The organism is Pseudidiomarina piscicola, from assembly GCF_902806985.1.
Lineage (GTDB): Bacteria > Pseudomonadota > Gammaproteobacteria > Enterobacterales > Alteromonadaceae > Pseudidiomarina > Pseudidiomarina piscicola.
Genome location: NZ_CADCXY010000008.1, coordinates 1 through 15,558, shown reverse-complemented (window position 1 = coordinate 15,558; position 15,558 = coordinate 1). Strand labels below are relative to the sequence as shown.

The 15,558-nt window shown below is 49.5% G+C and carries 12 protein-coding genes; 7 read left to right on the top strand and 5 right to left on the bottom strand.

Annotated features, from left to right (window positions below; all coding sequences use genetic code 11):
• Positions 1-44: 44 nt before the first annotated feature.
• Positions 45-1,835 (bottom strand): DEAD/DEAH box helicase, encoded by a 1,791-nt coding sequence (locus PSI9734_RS11290; protein ID WP_173921232.1) that lies wholly within the window; start codon positions 1,833-1,835, stop codon positions 45-47.
• A gap of 280 nt (positions 1,836-2,115) precedes the next feature.
• Between PSI9734_RS11290 and PSI9734_RS11285 the strand changes: the two genes are divergently transcribed.
• From PSI9734_RS11285 to trxA, 3 genes are read left to right on the top strand one after another with little or no spacing between them, the layout of a single operon-like run.
• Positions 2,116-3,579: an NAD-dependent succinate-semialdehyde dehydrogenase gene (locus PSI9734_RS11285; RefSeq protein WP_246194940.1), complete on the top strand. Its 1,464-nt coding sequence runs from the start codon at positions 2,116-2,118 to the stop codon at positions 3,577-3,579.
• A gap of 6 nt (positions 3,580-3,585) precedes the next feature.
• Positions 3,586-4,965 (top strand): aldehyde dehydrogenase family protein, encoded by a 1,380-nt coding sequence (locus tag PSI9734_RS11280; protein WP_173921231.1) that lies wholly within the window; start codon positions 3,586-3,588, stop codon positions 4,963-4,965.
• A 39-nt stretch (positions 4,966-5,004) separates the two neighbouring features.
• The gene (gene trxA, locus PSI9734_RS11275; protein WP_246194939.1) at positions 5,005-5,853 is read left to right on the top strand and encodes a thioredoxin; all 849 of its coding nucleotides are present in this window, start codon (positions 5,005-5,007) and stop codon (positions 5,851-5,853) included.
• On the opposite strand, the gene alkB is transcribed toward trxA, so the two are convergent.
• Complete coding sequence (gene alkB, locus PSI9734_RS11270; RefSeq protein WP_173921230.1) at positions 5,850-6,500, bottom strand: DNA oxidative demethylase AlkB; 651 nt, start codon at positions 6,498-6,500, stop codon at positions 5,850-5,852. The genes trxA and alkB overlap by 4 nt on opposite strands.
• Positions 6,501-6,625: 125 nt before the next feature.
• Between alkB and PSI9734_RS11265 the strand changes: the two genes are divergently transcribed.
• The 4 genes from PSI9734_RS11265 (at position 6,626) to nspC (ending at position 12,397) form a co-directional block, all read left to right on the top strand.
• Entirely contained in the window at positions 6,626-8,044 is a 1,419-nt protein-coding gene (locus PSI9734_RS11265; RefSeq protein ID WP_173921229.1) for a sodium-dependent transporter, read from the top strand.
• Between the two features lie 12 nt (positions 8,045-8,056).
• Positions 8,057-9,976: a tRNA(Met) cytidine acetyltransferase TmcA domain-containing protein gene (locus PSI9734_RS11260; RefSeq protein ID WP_173921228.1), complete on the top strand. Its 1,920-nt coding sequence runs from the start codon at positions 8,057-8,059 to the stop codon at positions 9,974-9,976.
• Between the two features lie 81 nt (positions 9,977-10,057).
• Entirely contained in the window at positions 10,058-11,257 is a 1,200-nt protein-coding gene (locus PSI9734_RS11255) for a saccharopine dehydrogenase family protein (protein WP_173921227.1), read from the top strand.
• Positions 11,258-11,260: 3 nt separating this feature from the next.
• Positions 11,261-12,397: a carboxynorspermidine decarboxylase gene (gene nspC / locus PSI9734_RS11250; RefSeq protein WP_173921226.1), complete on the top strand. Its 1,137-nt coding sequence runs from the start codon at positions 11,261-11,263 to the stop codon at positions 12,395-12,397.
• A gap of 67 nt (positions 12,398-12,464) precedes the next feature.
• On the opposite strand, the gene PSI9734_RS11245 is transcribed toward nspC, so the two are convergent.
• Genes PSI9734_RS11245 through murB form a run of 3 tightly spaced genes read right to left on the bottom strand, consistent with a single transcriptional unit; the run spans position 12,465 to position 15,194 of the window.
• A complete protein-coding gene (locus PSI9734_RS11245; RefSeq protein ID WP_173921225.1) occupies positions 12,465-13,220 on the bottom strand; it encodes a type III pantothenate kinase in 756 nt (251 codons plus the stop codon).
• Positions 13,207-14,196, bottom strand: coding sequence for a bifunctional biotin--[acetyl-CoA-carboxylase] ligase/biotin operon repressor BirA (gene birA / locus PSI9734_RS11240; RefSeq protein WP_173921224.1), 990 nt, complete (start codon positions 14,194-14,196; stop codon positions 13,207-13,209). The genes PSI9734_RS11245 and birA overlap by 14 nt, the downstream gene beginning before the upstream one ends.
• The gene (murB, locus tag PSI9734_RS11235) at positions 14,193-15,194 is read right to left on the bottom strand and encodes a UDP-N-acetylmuramate dehydrogenase (RefSeq protein WP_173921223.1); all 1,002 of its coding nucleotides are present in this window, start codon (positions 15,192-15,194) and stop codon (positions 14,193-14,195) included. Before murB ends, birA begins: the two co-directional genes overlap by 4 nt.
• Positions 15,195-15,558: the final 364 nt, after the last annotated feature.

The window sequence follows — 15,558 nt, the reverse complement described above, 5'->3', positions numbered from 1 at the left end:
AAAAAAGGAGCTCGGTGAGCTCCTTTTTCTCTTTACGCTAGCGCTTACTGGAAGCGACGTTGACGACGCTCACCACGCGGCTGGCGTTCACCACCACGAGCAAGGCCCTTCGGTGCTGGACGGTCGCCTCGAGGGTTACGCGAGCGCGGTGGAATAGCTTGATCAGCAAGTTCCATGCCCATCTGCGTTTGACGCACACGCGCCCGTTGCAAAATGCGTAATACGCCAGTTGGCAAACCTTTAGGTAACTCTACCAAACTGTGATTTTCAAATAATTGGATCTGACCAATGTATTTACTATCCATTTCAGCTTCGTTCGCAATAGCGCCAACGATATCCTGTGGACGTGCACCGTGGTCACGACCAACTTGGATGCGATAGGTATCAAATTCGACACTCGCATCGCGACGGTCACGCGAACTTGCGCGTTTGTCTTGACGCTTGCGATCGCCACGGTCGTTGCGATCAGCGCGCTCAGCGAATTTCTTCGGTGCTGGGTCTGCTGACACAATCAGTGGACGCTGCTGTTGTTGTGCCAATAAGGCTGCAGCGATTTCAGTGGCACTTAGCTCAGTCTGCTCTTGCATTTTTTCGATAATAGCAGTGAGTTGCTCCAAGCCGCCCTTCTCAACTTTGTTCACAATTTTCTGTTGCAGTGACGCCTGGCGATGAGCACTTAGCTCTGTCGCGTTAGGCACTTCAAAGAACTCGATTGAACTGTTCGTTAACCGTTCATAGTGACGCAGTAAGTGCTTCTCACGTGGGCGGAAAAATAAGATCGCTTCGCCGCTACGGCCAGCACGGCCAGTACGGCCAATACGGTGAACATAAGACTCGGTGTCACCTGGCAAATCATAGTTTACAACATGGGTGATTTCCGGAACATCGAGTCCACGTGCAACAACGTCTGTCGCAACAAGAATTTCAATTTTGCCGCTACGAAGCTGGTTGACTGTTTGCTCACGTTGGCTTTGGTTCAAGTCGCCACTCAAAGGTGAAGCTTTGAAGCCCGCAGACTGCAACAACTCGGTCACTTCCATAGTATCGTTACGCGTACGAACAAAGATCAATACACGCTGATACTCCATGGTTTCTAGTAACCGCGTCAGTGCCATCATTTTCGTGATACCACGAACTTGCCACGCACGTTGACGGATCGTTGACTTCGCTGCCGTTTTGGCTTCTATTTTAATAGATATCGGTTGCTCGCCTTCGCTCGTTACCAGGAAGGTTTTCGCCAGTTTACGAATTGCATTCGGCATGGTCGCCGAGAATAGCGTGCGTTGCGAAGTGCTTGGTACCGCTCCCATGATGGCTTCGATATCGTCGATAAAGCCCATGTTCAGCATTTCATCAGCTTCGTCCAATACAGCCATGCGCAATGCATCTAACTTCAGCACGCCCTTTTTCAGCATATCGAGTAAGCGACCAGGTGTTCCCACAATAACTTGTGCACCAGTGCGTAAAGCTTTAATTTGTGGACCAAATGCAGCGCCACCGTAAACTGTTGCAACTTCTAGGCCGCGCATTTTCTTACCGAATTCGGTAATAGCTTCTGCAACTTGAATCGCTAGCTCACGTGTTGGAGCGACAACTAACATTTGTGTTTGACGAACCTTAGGGTCGACTAAGGTCAAACCGGGCAGGCCAAAAGCTGCCGTTTTACCGGTACCGGTCTGCGCTTCACCCAAGACATTTTTGCCTTCTAATAGGGCAGGAATTGCTTGAGTTTGAATAGGAGTAGGTTGGGTAAAGCCCATGCTTTCAACTTGATTAAGCACAGCTTCAGGTAGGCCAAAATCGCTGAACGATTGGCCAGTCATTAAATCAGACATATTTTTCTCACATCATTTCTGTAAAGCTTCATAGGGGGAAGTACGCCCAGCTACAGAACACGATGAACACTCTGGCAGGATGATTAGGCGCTGAACCCCAGCGTAGTCAGGGGTTGAGCCGCTCCCATCATTAGCGGTAATGACCCTGAGGCCGCGAACTATACGTGAATTAGAGCAACTTAGCAAGTTAAAGTAAGATTGCATGTGAACCTTATAACCAACATACTCATAAGAACAGTATTAAATCTCTGAAATTCTGCCAACTAACAAGGGGTAATCTATGACATCCCATAGCATGCGATCACTTACCAAGACTAACGCGTTCATCGATGGGCATTGGGTTCCTGTTGATCAGCGCTTCGAAGTAGCTAATCCAGCAACAGGTGAGCTAATTGCCGAAGTTGCGGACGCTGATGCGGTATTGGCAGAGCGCGCTATCGAAGCAGCACATAAAGCCTTGCCTGGCTGGCGGAAGAAAACTCCGGGCGAGCGAGCAGCTCTTTTACAGCGTTGGTTCGACTCAATGCTTGTCAATAAACAGGCATTGGCAGAGCTAATGTCCGCAGAGCAAGGTAAGCCGGTCGCAGAGGCCGCTGCAGAAATCGAGTATGGTGCTAGTTTTGTAAAATGGTTTGCCGCCGAGGGTGAGCGCAGTTACGGTGATATTTTACCGCGCCAAAGTGACGATAAGCGTGTGTCGATTGTTAAACAGGGCGTTGGTGTTTGTGCTGCCATCACCCCTTGGAATTTTCCAAACGCGATGATTACCCGTAAAGTTGCGCCAGCCCTCGCTGCGGGCTGTACTATGGTGGTAAAACCGCCGCAACTGACACCGCTTTCGGCATTGGCGATTGCGCAGCTAGCCAGTGAGGTCGGAATTCCTGACGGTGTGATTAATATTGTTCCGAGCACGAACGCGAAAGCCGTTGGCAAAGTGCTCACCGAACATCCGGCCGTGAAAAAATTTAGCTTTACCGGTTCCACCGAGGTCGGAAAAACATTAATGCAGCAATGCGCAAGCACCATGAAGAAAGTTTCGTTCGAACTTGGCGGTAACGCACCTTTTGTCGTTTTCGACGATGCCGATATAGAGCTTGCGGTAGAGCAGTTGATGGTTTGTAAATTCCGTAACGCCGGTCAAACCTGTATCAGTGCAAACCGAGTATTAGTGCAGGAACAAGTACTCGACACTTTCGTCAATGCGCTTAAAACAGCAATGGAAAAACTTAAAGTAAACGTTGGCACTGCTGATGAGGTTGATTATGGCCCGCTGATTAATAGCGACGCAATTGAAAAGGTTGAACGGTTGGTCGGTGAAGCTACGGAACAAGGCGCTGAGTGCCTGCTCGGTGGTGAAGTGCTTACCGACCTAGGCGAGCTATTTTATGCCCCCACCTTGCTTACTCAAGTCACCTCGACCATGGCTATTACTCAAGAAGAGATTTTCGGCCCTGTGGTAGCGGTTCAATCGTTTAGCACTGAAGAGGAAGGTATACGCAAAGCGAATGCAACTCCGTTTGGGCTTGCCGGGTACTTTTGTGCCGAAGACTATCGCCGTATTGAGCGGGTTAGTAATGCACTTGAGTGCGGTATGATAGGCATCAATGCTGGGGCTATCTCACATGCCTACAATGCGTTCGGCGGAGTGAAAGAGTCAGGTATTGGCCGTGAAGGCTCTCGCTATGGGCTGGCAGAATATCAAGAAACTAAAACCCTTACTTTAGGTGGCTTTGCCAAGGAGTAACAGTCAATGCAAGTAACCAGCGAGCTGGAACCGCTCATGGAGCGTTTGCGTCATACCTATGTCGGCGGACTTACTCGTCCACATACTTGGCGGATAAAACAACTAAAACAGTTAGCATTAATGCTTGAAACCCATGAGACTGAGCTACTTGAGGCGTTGCAGACAGACCTCGGCAAAAGTAATGCCGAAGGCTGGCTTACTGAACTTGGATACTTACACAGCGATATCAGCCATACCTGTAAGCACCTGCGCCGGTGGATGAAGCCACACGCAGTCAGTCAGCCTTTGATGGCGTGGCCAGGCAAGAGCTTTTTGCAACCTGAGCCACTTGGCGTGGTGTTGATTATCGGCGCTTGGAATTATCCGCTACAACTTCTCCTAAGCCCCCTAGTCGCAGCATTGGCCGCCGGTAACTGCGTGGTGCTAAAACCATCAGAATTAGCGCCAGCAACTGCCGATCTGATGGCTCGCTTGATCCCTGATTATTTAGCCAATGAAGCAGTACAAGTGATCAACGGCGGTAAAGAAACTGCGCAGCAACTATTAGCGCAACGTTTCGACCATATTATGTACACTGGTGGCGGACGCGTGGGCCGCCTAGTGATGAAGGCCGCTGCGGAACACCTGACCCCAGTGACCCTCGAGCTTGGCGGTAAAAGTCCAGCTGTGGTTCTAAGTGACGCTGATTTAACGATCACCGCGCGCCGCATCGCTTGGGGCAAATGGCTCAATGCCGGCCAAACCTGTATCGCTCCCGATTATGTTTTGGTGGCGGAAAGTATTAAAGGCCCCTTTCTTGATGCGTTGCGCGATGCTATCGAGTCGTTTTTCGGTACCGATGCAAGTAACGCTGAAGACTATGGCAAAATTGTCAGTGAACAACATTGGCAACGATTAGTCGGCTACATAGATCAGGGAACTCTTAGCTATGGTGGTGAGTACGACCGCCAGAACCGCTTTATCGAACCCACCGTATTAACTGACGTAGCAGCTGACAGTCCGGTCATGCAAGAAGAGATTTTTGGGCCAATATTACCGGTGTTAACCATTCCTAACCTTGCCAGCGCCATTGAATTTATTCGTGAGCGAGACAAGCCTTTGGCCTTATACGGCTTTAGTCGTTCGTCACGAAGTTTGCAACAATTAACCGAGCAAACGCACGCCGGCAATCAATGTAATAATGATACCCTGATGTTTATGCTCAACCCGAAGCTGCCGTTCGGTGGTGTGGGCCCGAGCGGTATGGGGCGCTATCACGGTAAGTATGGTTTCGATACCTTCAGTCATCAAAAATCCGTGATGCAACGACCGTTTTGGTTTGATCCAAAATTTCGCTATCCGCCTTATACGTCGTTCAAACAGAAGCTTTTACGGTGGTTTAGTTAAGCTCTTCATTTTCTAAGCAATCAACAGAAAGGATAAAGTGTGGCAAACATAGGAATTCCTGTAACCATAGAGAACTTTGAACAGATTATTCTCACCGGTTCTAAGACTAAATTAGTTATGGTCGACTTTTGGGCTGACTGGTGTGAGCCCTGCAAGCAACTTATGCCAATACTCGAGAAACTTGCAAGTGACTACAGTGATCGGGTGACCTTGGCCAAGATTGATTGCGAAGAACAACAGCAGTTAGCTGCACAATTTGGGATTCGGAGTCTGCCCACGGTTGCCTTTTTTAAAGACGGGCAACCGGTTGATGGTTTCGCCGGAGTTGAGCCGGAAAGCGCAATTCGAGCACGTATTGAACAACATATTCCAGGCCCTGGCGACGACCTTTTGCAGCAAGCGCAACAGCTACTACAGCAAGAGCAATTTGACGAGGCCTATGCGGCCGCGAAACAAGCTTACGACCTGCAGAGTGATAACGTGCAAGCACAACTTACCCTCGCAGATGCTGCCTGCAGTGTTGGCCGCATCGAACAGACTGAAACCCTGCTAAAGGCCATCGCTTTAGCTGATCAAGACAGCTACTTTCAGCATGTACAAAGTAAACTTCAACTTGCCCGTGAGGCCGCCGACAGCCCTGAATTAAGGGCCTTGCAACAACAGGTTGAGGAACAGCCGGACGATTTGGAACTGGCACTTGAACTGGCAACGGCGCTTTATCAGGCGCACCGTATGGAGGAAGCTTTGGAATTGGTTTTCCAAGTGCTTAAGCAAGACTTTGAGTTTGCCAATGCCAAACAAAAAGCCCTCGATATGCTCAACGGGTTACCCAAAGGCGACCCATTAGCAGCGCACTACCGTCGTGTACTTTATAGCATGATGTATTAATTGCCGGCGTGGCGCAGCGTTAAGTTAATACGTTGCGCCCCTAATTGCGGATGTTTTCCCGCTGCAAGTTTGGCCACACCATGAAACCGCAAACGGTCGACACCTCCCCATACCACCACATCACCATGTAGCAATTCAATGCGCGCGGGCCGCTCATTGCGCTGTGTTCCGCCCCATAAAAACTGCGCTGGTAAACCCAGTGATACCGAAACAATAGGTGCAGCAAAAGACTGTTCATCACGGTCTTGGTGCAAACCCATTTGAGCGCCTGGTTCATAACAATTCAGTAGGCAAGCATCGGCTTCGAAGTCGCTAAACCCCAACTGACTCGCGGCTCGCCTCGCAAGCTGCTGGAGCAACTCGGGTAGTTGCGGCCATGGTTTGCCGGTGTGCGGGTCGTGCGCCACATAGCGATACCCCTGTCGGTCGCTGTGCCACCCCCAAGTTCCGCAATTCGTCGTACGCACCGACATAGGTTTACCGCCGGGGGTAAATAATTGCCGCCACGGAGCTTCAAGTGCAATGTCTTGAATAGCATCTAGCAATTGATCCTGCAGTGGTAAGGCAAATCCACGCAATAGTCCGCTCTGCGCACCCAGCGAAATTGGTTCGCTACCACCATTTGTCGAAAATAAGTCGTGTTGCATCGTATCTATCCGTTGCTGGCGCTTGCCGCATTCTACGGCATACGCTAGGATTGAGCGAATAACTTAGGGGGGGCTTCAGCCACCCCATCACGCTCAGCATAATAACTATAAACAAAGGTCTCCCTATGAGTACATCACGCGAGCATTTTAGCTCGAAAATTGGCTTCATATTGGCTGCAGCAGGTTCTGCTGTTGGAATCGGTAACCTCGTTGGCTTTCCGGTTGCAGCAACGAAGAATGGCGGTGGTGCGTTTTTGATTATCTACGCGCTCTTTGTCGCTTTTATCTGTTTGCCCATTATGCTTGCCGAAATGGGCCTTGGTCGCCGCACGCAGCATAGCCCCTATAGCGCTTATGCTGAACTTGGACAAAACACGCTCCATTGGCGTATCGCTGGTTGGTTTGCCACCATTACACCGTTTATGATCGCTGTGTTCTATATGGTCATTACGGTGTGGATCTTTGGCTATCTGTTCCAAACCTTGTCTGGCAACCTTGATGTTATTGCCCAGCCTGAATATTTTGGCCAGTTTGTAAATGACTACTCATTTATTGGCTACCTAGTCGCCGTTACCGTCATCATCAATTTCATTTTGCTCGGCGGTGTGCGCAAGGGTATCGAGCGCGCCTCAAAAATCTTGATGCCGACCTTGTTCTTGATGCTAATCTTGTTGGTGATTTTTGTACTTACCCTCGACAATGCTATGGCCGGTGTCGAATTCTATCTAGTACCAGATTTCAGCAAAATCGACGGCAGTGTCATCAATGGAGCCTTAGCTCAGGCCTTCTTCTCGTTGTCGTTAGGCATGGGTATCTTAATCACCTATGGCTCTTATTTCCGTCGCAACGACGACATCGTTACTTCTGGTAAGCTCGTTGCTATCACTGATACCGCGGTCGCCTTTACCGCTGGTTTAATGACCTTACCAGCGATTTTTGCCATTTATCCAGACACTAATCCAGCTTCTTTAAGTGATTCATCTGTGTCGATGATTTTCTCATTCTTCCCACAGATCTTTATGCAACTGTCAGATATTGTTGGTTATGGCTTTGCAACGGTTGCCGCTTCGGTGTTCTTTTTGCTTGCGCTCGTTGCGGCAATTACCTCGCTGGTATCGATTATCGAAGTTCCAACATCGTCATTTATGGAGAAACGAAAGGTTTCCCGCAGCACCGCGTTATTGGTCATGGGTTTAGCCATTACTATTTTGACTCTTTTGGCCGCTACCTCGTTTGGCTTAGTACCATGGGTAAGCAACGTCATCACTTATGCGGGTGTCGATAAATCGCTGTTCGATATTATCGTTGACGTATTCTACGACACTATTTTACCGCTTAACGGCTTGCTGATTTGTTTATTCGTTCGCTACCGTTGGAAGCGTGAGAACTTCACAGCCGAGTTGAGCAACGGCAACGAAAGCTATGCAACCAGCTTTTTGCATAAATACGTTAACTTTGCCATTAGCACCTTTATTCCGGTGATTCTTGCAATCGTGTTTATCAACACCGTGGCAATGAAGTTTTTCGACGTGTCACTGTTGTAGCTCTCAAACCCCATGAATGTGGCCTTACAAAGGTTGAAGCAACAGTTAAAAACAGCACGCCAGCGTGGTGTTTTTGTTTTTGCCCCCGAGTCTCCTGATAAGCGCAACGAGCTGCTTAAAGCCATAGAACAAATGGTGCCCGGCGCTATCTGGTTCAGCGACGGTGACACGCGCCACAAAGCAGTACACCGTTACCGCGATGCACTAGGTCAAAGTCATCAACAACTGGTGCTCGATTTCCAGCAATTAATTCATGCAGATGCGTTGGCGGCACTTACCGGCACGGTTGCCGGCGGGGGCTGTATCTGGTTAATACTACCGCCGCAAAAAACCGCGTTTTATGACCGTTTTCTAGCGTCAATAAGCAGCTACGACCAAGTCATCTTGGTCACGCAGTGGAAGGATTTAGCAGAACATTTGAAGGCCTTAACACACCTCAAACTGCCCGCCTCTGAGCAGCCAAGTTTACCAAGTGATGCACAACAAACGGCCATTGATGCAATGACAGCGCAGCCGACCATCACTCACCTGATCGTCGCTGACCGCGGCCGCGGTAAAAGTACTTGTTTAGGCCTAGCAATAAAGCAAGCCGGCTATCATCAACAAGCGCCAATACTCGTCACTGCCTCGCACCCACATGCCGTAGCCACCTTGATTGATCATGCCGCAGGTGGCGCACAATTTCGCGCTTGGGACAGGTTACTGCGAGATACCAGCAGCTACGGTGCGCAACTGGTGATCGATGAAGCTGCCGCAATACCTTTGCACATTCTAAAGTTGTTACAGCAGCACTACCGAGTTTGGGCGGTGGCAACCACGATTGATGGCTATGAAGGCTGTGGTAAAGGCTTCGCATTGCGTTTTCTTACTTGGCTGCAGGACCACACTGATTGTCGGCAACACCGTTTAGAGCAACCTTTGAGATGGAGTACTGCTGACGCTGTTGAGCCTTGGTTAAATGAGTTGCTACTACTTAAACATCCTTCTCTGGTTTGCCCTCCAACACCGCTTGCACAGTACCGTTGGCACTATCGTCACGCAAGCGAACTCGCAGAACCGTTATTGCATCAGGTCATGACACTGTTACTGGAAGCTCATTACCAGAGCAGTCCAAACGACCTGCGGCTGCTACTCGACGACCCGAAACAAATGTTAGGCCTAGTGTTCTCAGCAGACGATTTGATCGGGGTTTGTTGGGTCGCCTATGAAGGGCCGCTGGATAAGAAACTACATGAGCCCGTGCTTTGCGGGCAACGACGTATAAAGGGTGAGTTGTTACCCCAAGCGATCGGCTTCTACCGACAGCAACCTCAAGCACTAAACTGGCGGTGGCTGCGAATAGTGCGAATTGCCGCACACCCACAGCTACGCCGCCACGGTATCGCAAGCTACTTACTCGAGCAACTCGCCGTTGCCGCCAAAAATGACGGAATCGACGCTATCGGTTCCAGCTTTGGTGTTACCCAAGAAGTTGAGGAATTCTGGCGTTCGTCAACCTTGCGAGAAATTCGGCGTGGACAAAAAAAGAATATGGCAAGTGGCGTGGTGAGTGCTATTTGGGCAGTCGCATTGCGGCCAGAAGTGCACGCCGTACTAAACCAGCTTCAGCGACTTCAGCAGGCTGAGCAGGACTGGTTACAAGGCAAAGTTCCAAGCACGAACCTAGCCATCGACGACGTTATCATTCCACTGCTGCTCGGTTTCACTCGCGGCTATTTACCGTTTTCCAATAGCCGGTTTGCCTGGTGGTATCTACTACACCATCGCGGTGATCATGCCACCCTCAAGAAACTCGGCGCAGAATTATTTAGGCCTAATGTAGCAAGTTCAGAACTGGCGCAAATTTACCAAGCAAGCAGCCGCTTTCAGTTCGAGCAGCAATTACGCCACACCATCAGTCATTATCTAAATGAGCACGGTTACAGTGACTAACAACGGCTGCTGTTTTGCCAAAGTTATGCTATATTTCAGCCTTTCTGTTACCCGAAAATTGAATCACAAAGGGTGGTCTACATGTCACGAGTATTAATTATCGGCGCCGGTGGCGTTGCTGGAGTTGTGGTAAAGAAATGCGCCATGCTACCTGAGTATTTCTCGGAAATTCATTTAGCAAGCCGCACGGTATCTAAGTGCGAAAATCTACAAAATGAAGTAGGTAAAGATCGCGTGGTCGGCGTTTATAAAGTCGATGCCGATGAAGCCAGTGAAGTGGCTGACCTGATTCGTAAGGTTGAGCCTGACTTAGTCATTAACGTTGCACTACCTTATCAAGACCTTCCAATTATGGATGCCTGCTTGGAAACTGGCGTGCACTACCTGGACACCGCGAACTACGAACCGAAAGACGAAGCCAAATTCGAATACTCCTGGCAATGGGCGTACCATGAACGTTTCAAAGAGAAAGGTATCATGGCGTTGCTTGGCGCCGGTTTTGATCCAGGTGTGACCAACGTATTTACAGCCTACGCTGCGAAACACTATTTTGACGAAATTCACTACCTCGATATTGTCGACTGTAATGGTGGTGACCACGGCCAAGCTTTCGCAACCAACTTCAACCCTGAAATTAATATCCGTGAGATCACTCAACGCGGTAAATTCTGGGAAAACGGTGCCTGGCATGAAACTGATCCTATCAGTGTTCGTGAAGACCTAGATTACCCAAATGTGGGCGTCCGCGCGTCCTACTTACTCTTTCACGAAGAGCTTGAGTCATTGGTGAAACACTTCCCAACACTAAAGCGGGCGCGCTTTTGGATGACGTTCGGCGATGAATACTTGACGCATTTACGGGTACTTGAAAATGTCGGCATGACCTCAATCAAGCCCGTCGACTTTCAAGGACAGAAGATTGTCCCGCTGGAGTTTTTGAAGGCGGTTCTTCCAAACCCTGGCTCATTGGCGGAAGGTTACACCGGTCGTACCTGTATTGGTACCTACGTTACCGGCATGAAAGATGGCCAAGAAAAAACCATCTTTATTTTTAATAACTGCGATCACGCCGTTTGTAACGATGAAGTCGGTGCCCAAGCCGTTTCTTACACCACGGGTGTTCCAGCAATGATTGGCGCATCAATGATGTTACAACAACATTGGATGAAGCCCGGTGTCTGGAATATGGAGCAATTCGATCCAGACCAATTTATGGAGCGCTTAAGCCAGTACGGCTTGCCGTGGCAGGTTATTGAGTGCGACTCACCTTTTAAGCGTTAAGCCATGAGCCAAGACTATTTATCAAAAGCTATTCCATCGCCTTGTTACGTTTGTAACGAGGCGTTATTGGAAGCGAACCTGAAGTTAATGCAGCGGGTACAAGATGAAAGCGGTGCCCGTATCATTCTGGCATTAAAAGGCTTCTCAATGTGGAGCACTTTTCCGTTGATTCGAAAGTACTTGGTTGGGTGTACCGCCAGTTCGGTCTGGGAAGCAAAGCTAGCGGCAGAAGAATTCGGCCGCGAAGTACATGCCTATGCACCCGGCTATAAAGCTACCGAGATGGAAGAGCTATTACCTCTTGTTAAACACATATCGTTCAATAGTTTAAGTCAGTGGCGTAGCTTCAGAGAACAGGTTTCAGAAGCGGGTGTCTCCGCGGGCTTAAGAGTGAACCCGGAACACCAAGAAGCTGAAACCGAACTCTATGACCCAAGCGCCCCAGGCTCGCGCCTAGGGGTGCGTGCCAGCGACTTACAAGCGGCCGACATGGACGGTATTGAGGGGCTACACGTACACAACTTATGCGAGTGTGATTCGTTTGCCCTAGAGCGAACTTTAGCGGCGGTAGAGGAAAAGTTTGGCGACTACCTGCATCAGATCAAGTGGTTGAATTTAGGTGGCGGTCATCTTATGACTCGCAAAGGTTATGACGTTGAGCATTTAATTAAACAGCTGAAGCACCTACGTGAAACCTATGACTTAGAAGTGATTCTCGAACCGGGTTCAGCCGTCGCTTGGCAAACCGGTCCTTTAGTTGCTGAAGTCGTAGATATCGTCGAAAACGAAGGCCAAATAGCAATTTTGGATATTTCCGCCACGGCGCACATGCCAGATGTATTAGAAATGCCCTACCGGCCAAACATTACCGGCGCACGTGAGCCTGGGGTTCTTCCCCACACCTATAAGCTTGGCGGCAACTCGTGTCTGGCCGGCGACGTGGTAGGCCTTTATAGCTTCGCTGAACCCTTGCAGGTTGGCAGCCGCGTGATCTTTGAAGATATGATGCACTACACCATGGTGAAAACATCATTTTTTAATGGCGTTGAGCATCCGAGTATCGGTATTTTACGCGCCGATGGACACTTCGATTTGGTTCGAAAGTTTAATTATCAGGATTTCCGCTCGCGTTTATCCTAATAAATTGCAGCGTCATCTTAGCCTATCGAAGCTCAGATGACGCGCATCAATCACCAGTACTAGCCCTCTAACACTTTTCAGCTTCGCGCGCATACAAGGCCAAGCCTTGTAGCACCAACTCCGTTCGTGTTTCGCCGCGACGTTTCAGATCAATAGGTAATAGCGGTGTCGACCCACCACTGTAAAGGAGTCGGTAGTCCAGCCAGTCTAGTTCTGTCTCAGTCACCTGAACGGCCTGTCGTACCAACCCAGTGAACATATTGACACAACCATCCATTAAGCCGTCTGGTGTCGACTTGCCGAGCTGATTTGCACGGCCCCACATGTCGCCAGCATTCGCAAAAACCTTAGGTGCACGTTCTACCACCGTGTTTTGCATGAGCTCTACCCCAGGAGCTATCCAGCCCCCCAAATGCCGCCCGTCTCTATCAACCCAGTCAACAGTGATTGCGGTGCCCGCATCAATGATTAGTGTCGGCTTTTGCGCTTCATTATAGGCGCCAACGATGGCTAACCAACGGTCCACGCCTAGGTCGCCAGGTTGCGCATAGGCGTTGGTCACGTTGAAATGTTCGGCCTCTGAGTTAACCGTATGGACCTCCGCCGCAGGGCATTGCAGTTGTAACCAATCATTCAGCAACAGTTGTTGGGGTTTACCACCAACCATCGCTAACCACACCGACTCGACAGCGACATCCATGGGATTCGCTGCTAGCTCGGCATAAGACAAGTTGAAAAGCGGCTCTAAATGACCTTCAGCGTCCATTAGGGCAGTTTTTACACGGGTATTCCCCGCGTCGATCAGTAATTTATTTGGCTTCATAACGTAAGCTAACTTCTCCAGCATGAAAACGTTTAACCTGCCCGTCGACGTTCACCAGTAGCGAACCGTCCTCGGCGATACCCACCGCAGTACCGGCAATAGACTTCTCTCCAAACAACAATCGCACGGCCTTACCTTCCAGGCTATCAAATCGCTGCCATTGCTCTATAAAACTTCCTAAACCGTCCGCGTCATAACGTGTAAGCGCCTGCCGTAAACTTTCGAGTAGCCTTGCAGCGAGTCGATTTCGCACCACCGGTCCATTGATCTCGGTGGCCACGTCGGTCCACGGCTGCTCTATCGGCGACGCCAACCATTCGGGCATGTTCAGATTAATACCAACGCCGATGATCGCATGAGCCGAGTCGATTGCTTGCCCTTCAAGTTCAATCAAAATACCAGCTAGCTTCTTGCCCTTCACTAAAACATCATTAGGCCATTTAAGCTCAACGTCGGCCACACCCTCTTCTGACAAGGTTGAAGCAAGCGCCGTACCTATGGCAATACTCAACCCCATCGCGCCCGCCATACCGTGTTCTAACGGCCAATACATACTTACGTAAAGGTTGGATGCGAATGGCGAGTACCAGCTTTTCCCACGTCTACCACGCCCAGCCGTTTGTGCTTCGGCTAATACTGCATAACCCGCTTCGAGGCTCGACTGTTCATTGAGTCGCTGACGTAATACATCGTTGCTCGACGTGACGACCCGGCACACTTCAAAGCTCGAACGATGTTCTTCACCGAGGGCCTTTTCTATTTCTGGTTCGTCCAATAGATTTATCGAGTGCGCTAACCGGTACCCTTTACCTGTCACGCGAAATACATCAAGGCCTAGCGCCTGAATTTGTTTAATATACTGGCTTATGGCGGTACGAGACACGCCGATATCTTCACCGATATCTTGACCGGAATGGAATTCACCATCGGCCAGCAGCTCTATAACTCGAATGACACGATCATCACGCTTGTTCATACGTTGATCAGTTCCTTATCATTTAACAATCGCACTTCCACTTCGAGTGCCACTGAAAACTCCTTTGCAACCCTAGCCTGTACAGCCTTCGCCAACGACAGCAACTCTGTGCCGCAAGCACTTCCTTTATTGACGAGTACTAAGGCTTGTTTATCATGAACCGCAGCATCGCCAACTGAAAAGCCCTTAAGGCCCAAATAGTCAATCATCCAACCGGCTGCGAGCTTTACATGCTGCGCATCAACAGAAAAATACGGTAAGGCCGGGTAAGTCGTTAACAACCGTTTTAAATCGCCGCGGCTAACAATTGGATTCTTAAAAAAACTGCCAGCATTTGGCAACTCTTTTGGGTTGGGCAATTTGCTATTACGGATACGGATAACAGCTTCCATTATAGCGCTAGCTGACGCTTCTGCGCCCAATTCCGCAAGGGCTCCATAACTTACCCTCGGTTGCCATTGCTTAGGCAGCAGCAAGTTAACGTAAGTAATCACATACCGGCCAGGTCGCTTTTTAAAAAGACTATCTCGATAGGCGAACTGACATTCCTCGGCTGTGAAAACCACAAATTTCCGAGCCTGCCGATCCCAAGCTTCAACCGAGCGCACATACTCAGCCACCTCGACGCCATAAGCACCAATATTCTGTACCGGCGCAGCACCTACACTACCGGGAATTAAAGCTAAATTTTCCAGTCCAGGCATACCTGCCGATAAAGTTCTGACCACAAGCGCGTGCCAGTTCTCACCGGCGCCGACACGCAGCTCATAGCCTTGCTCGGTTGATGTCTGCTCGTAGCCCTCTATCGCAACCCGAAGCACCGGATAGGAAAAGTCTTCAGTAAAAATAGTATTACTGCCCTCACCGAGTACGTAATAGTCGTCATTCAGCTCAGCTAAATCATTGGCACACGTCAATTCGATCAGCGCCTGTGCACTGTAGGGTAAGCGAAATGTATGCAGTTCTTTCAGCGAGGTATGTTTATGGTGTGTTGTCATAGGGGCATTCTAAACCAGCAAGCGAAACAGGAGCAAGGACAAAAGCGAAGGACAAAGACGAAGAACGATGTTCGATGTTAGCTGTTGGATGTTCGTTAGGGCAAAAGACGAAGGGCGAAAAACGATGTTTGTTTTATCTTTTTCAAACAGCGAACAGCAAACAGCTAACATCGCTCTTGCTCTTTATGTCTTTTTCAAACAGCGAACAGCAAACATCGAACATCGCTCTTGCTCTTGCTTCGTTTTTCCACAAAAAAAAAGCCCTCAGCGTTAGCTGAGGGCCTCTTCTAAATTAAAGCCTGGCGGTGTCCTACTCTCACATGGGGAAGCCCCACACTACCATCGGCGCTGAAGCGTTTCACTA

Coding starts and splice junctions, on each gene's coding strand:
- PSI9734_RS11290 (WP_173921232.1), bottom strand. CDS start 1,835: ATGTCTGATTTAATGACTGGCCAATCGTTCAGCGATTTTGGCCTACCT.
- PSI9734_RS11285 (WP_246194940.1), top strand. CDS start 2,116: ATGACATCCCATAGCATGCGATCACTTACCAAGACTAACGCGTTCATC.
- PSI9734_RS11280 (WP_173921231.1), top strand. CDS start 3,586: ATGCAAGTAACCAGCGAGCTGGAACCGCTCATGGAGCGTTTGCGTCAT.
- alkB (WP_173921230.1), bottom strand. CDS start 6,500: ATGCAACACGACTTATTTTCGACAAATGGTGGTAGCGAACCAATTTCG.
- PSI9734_RS11265 (WP_173921229.1), top strand. CDS start 6,626: ATGAGTACATCACGCGAGCATTTTAGCTCGAAAATTGGCTTCATATTG.
- PSI9734_RS11260 (WP_173921228.1), top strand. CDS start 8,057: ATGAATGTGGCCTTACAAAGGTTGAAGCAACAGTTAAAAACAGCACGC.
- PSI9734_RS11255 (WP_173921227.1), top strand. CDS start 10,058: ATGTCACGAGTATTAATTATCGGCGCCGGTGGCGTTGCTGGAGTTGTG.
- nspC (WP_173921226.1), top strand. CDS start 11,261: ATGAGCCAAGACTATTTATCAAAAGCTATTCCATCGCCTTGTTACGTT.
- PSI9734_RS11245 (WP_173921225.1), bottom strand. CDS start 13,220: ATGAAGCCAAATAAATTACTGATCGACGCGGGGAATACCCGTGTAAAA.
- birA (WP_173921224.1), bottom strand. CDS start 14,196: ATGAACAAGCGTGATGATCGTGTCATTCGAGTTATAGAGCTGCTGGCC.
- murB (WP_173921223.1), bottom strand. CDS start 15,194: ATGACAACACACCATAAACATACCTCGCTGAAAGAACTGCATACATTT.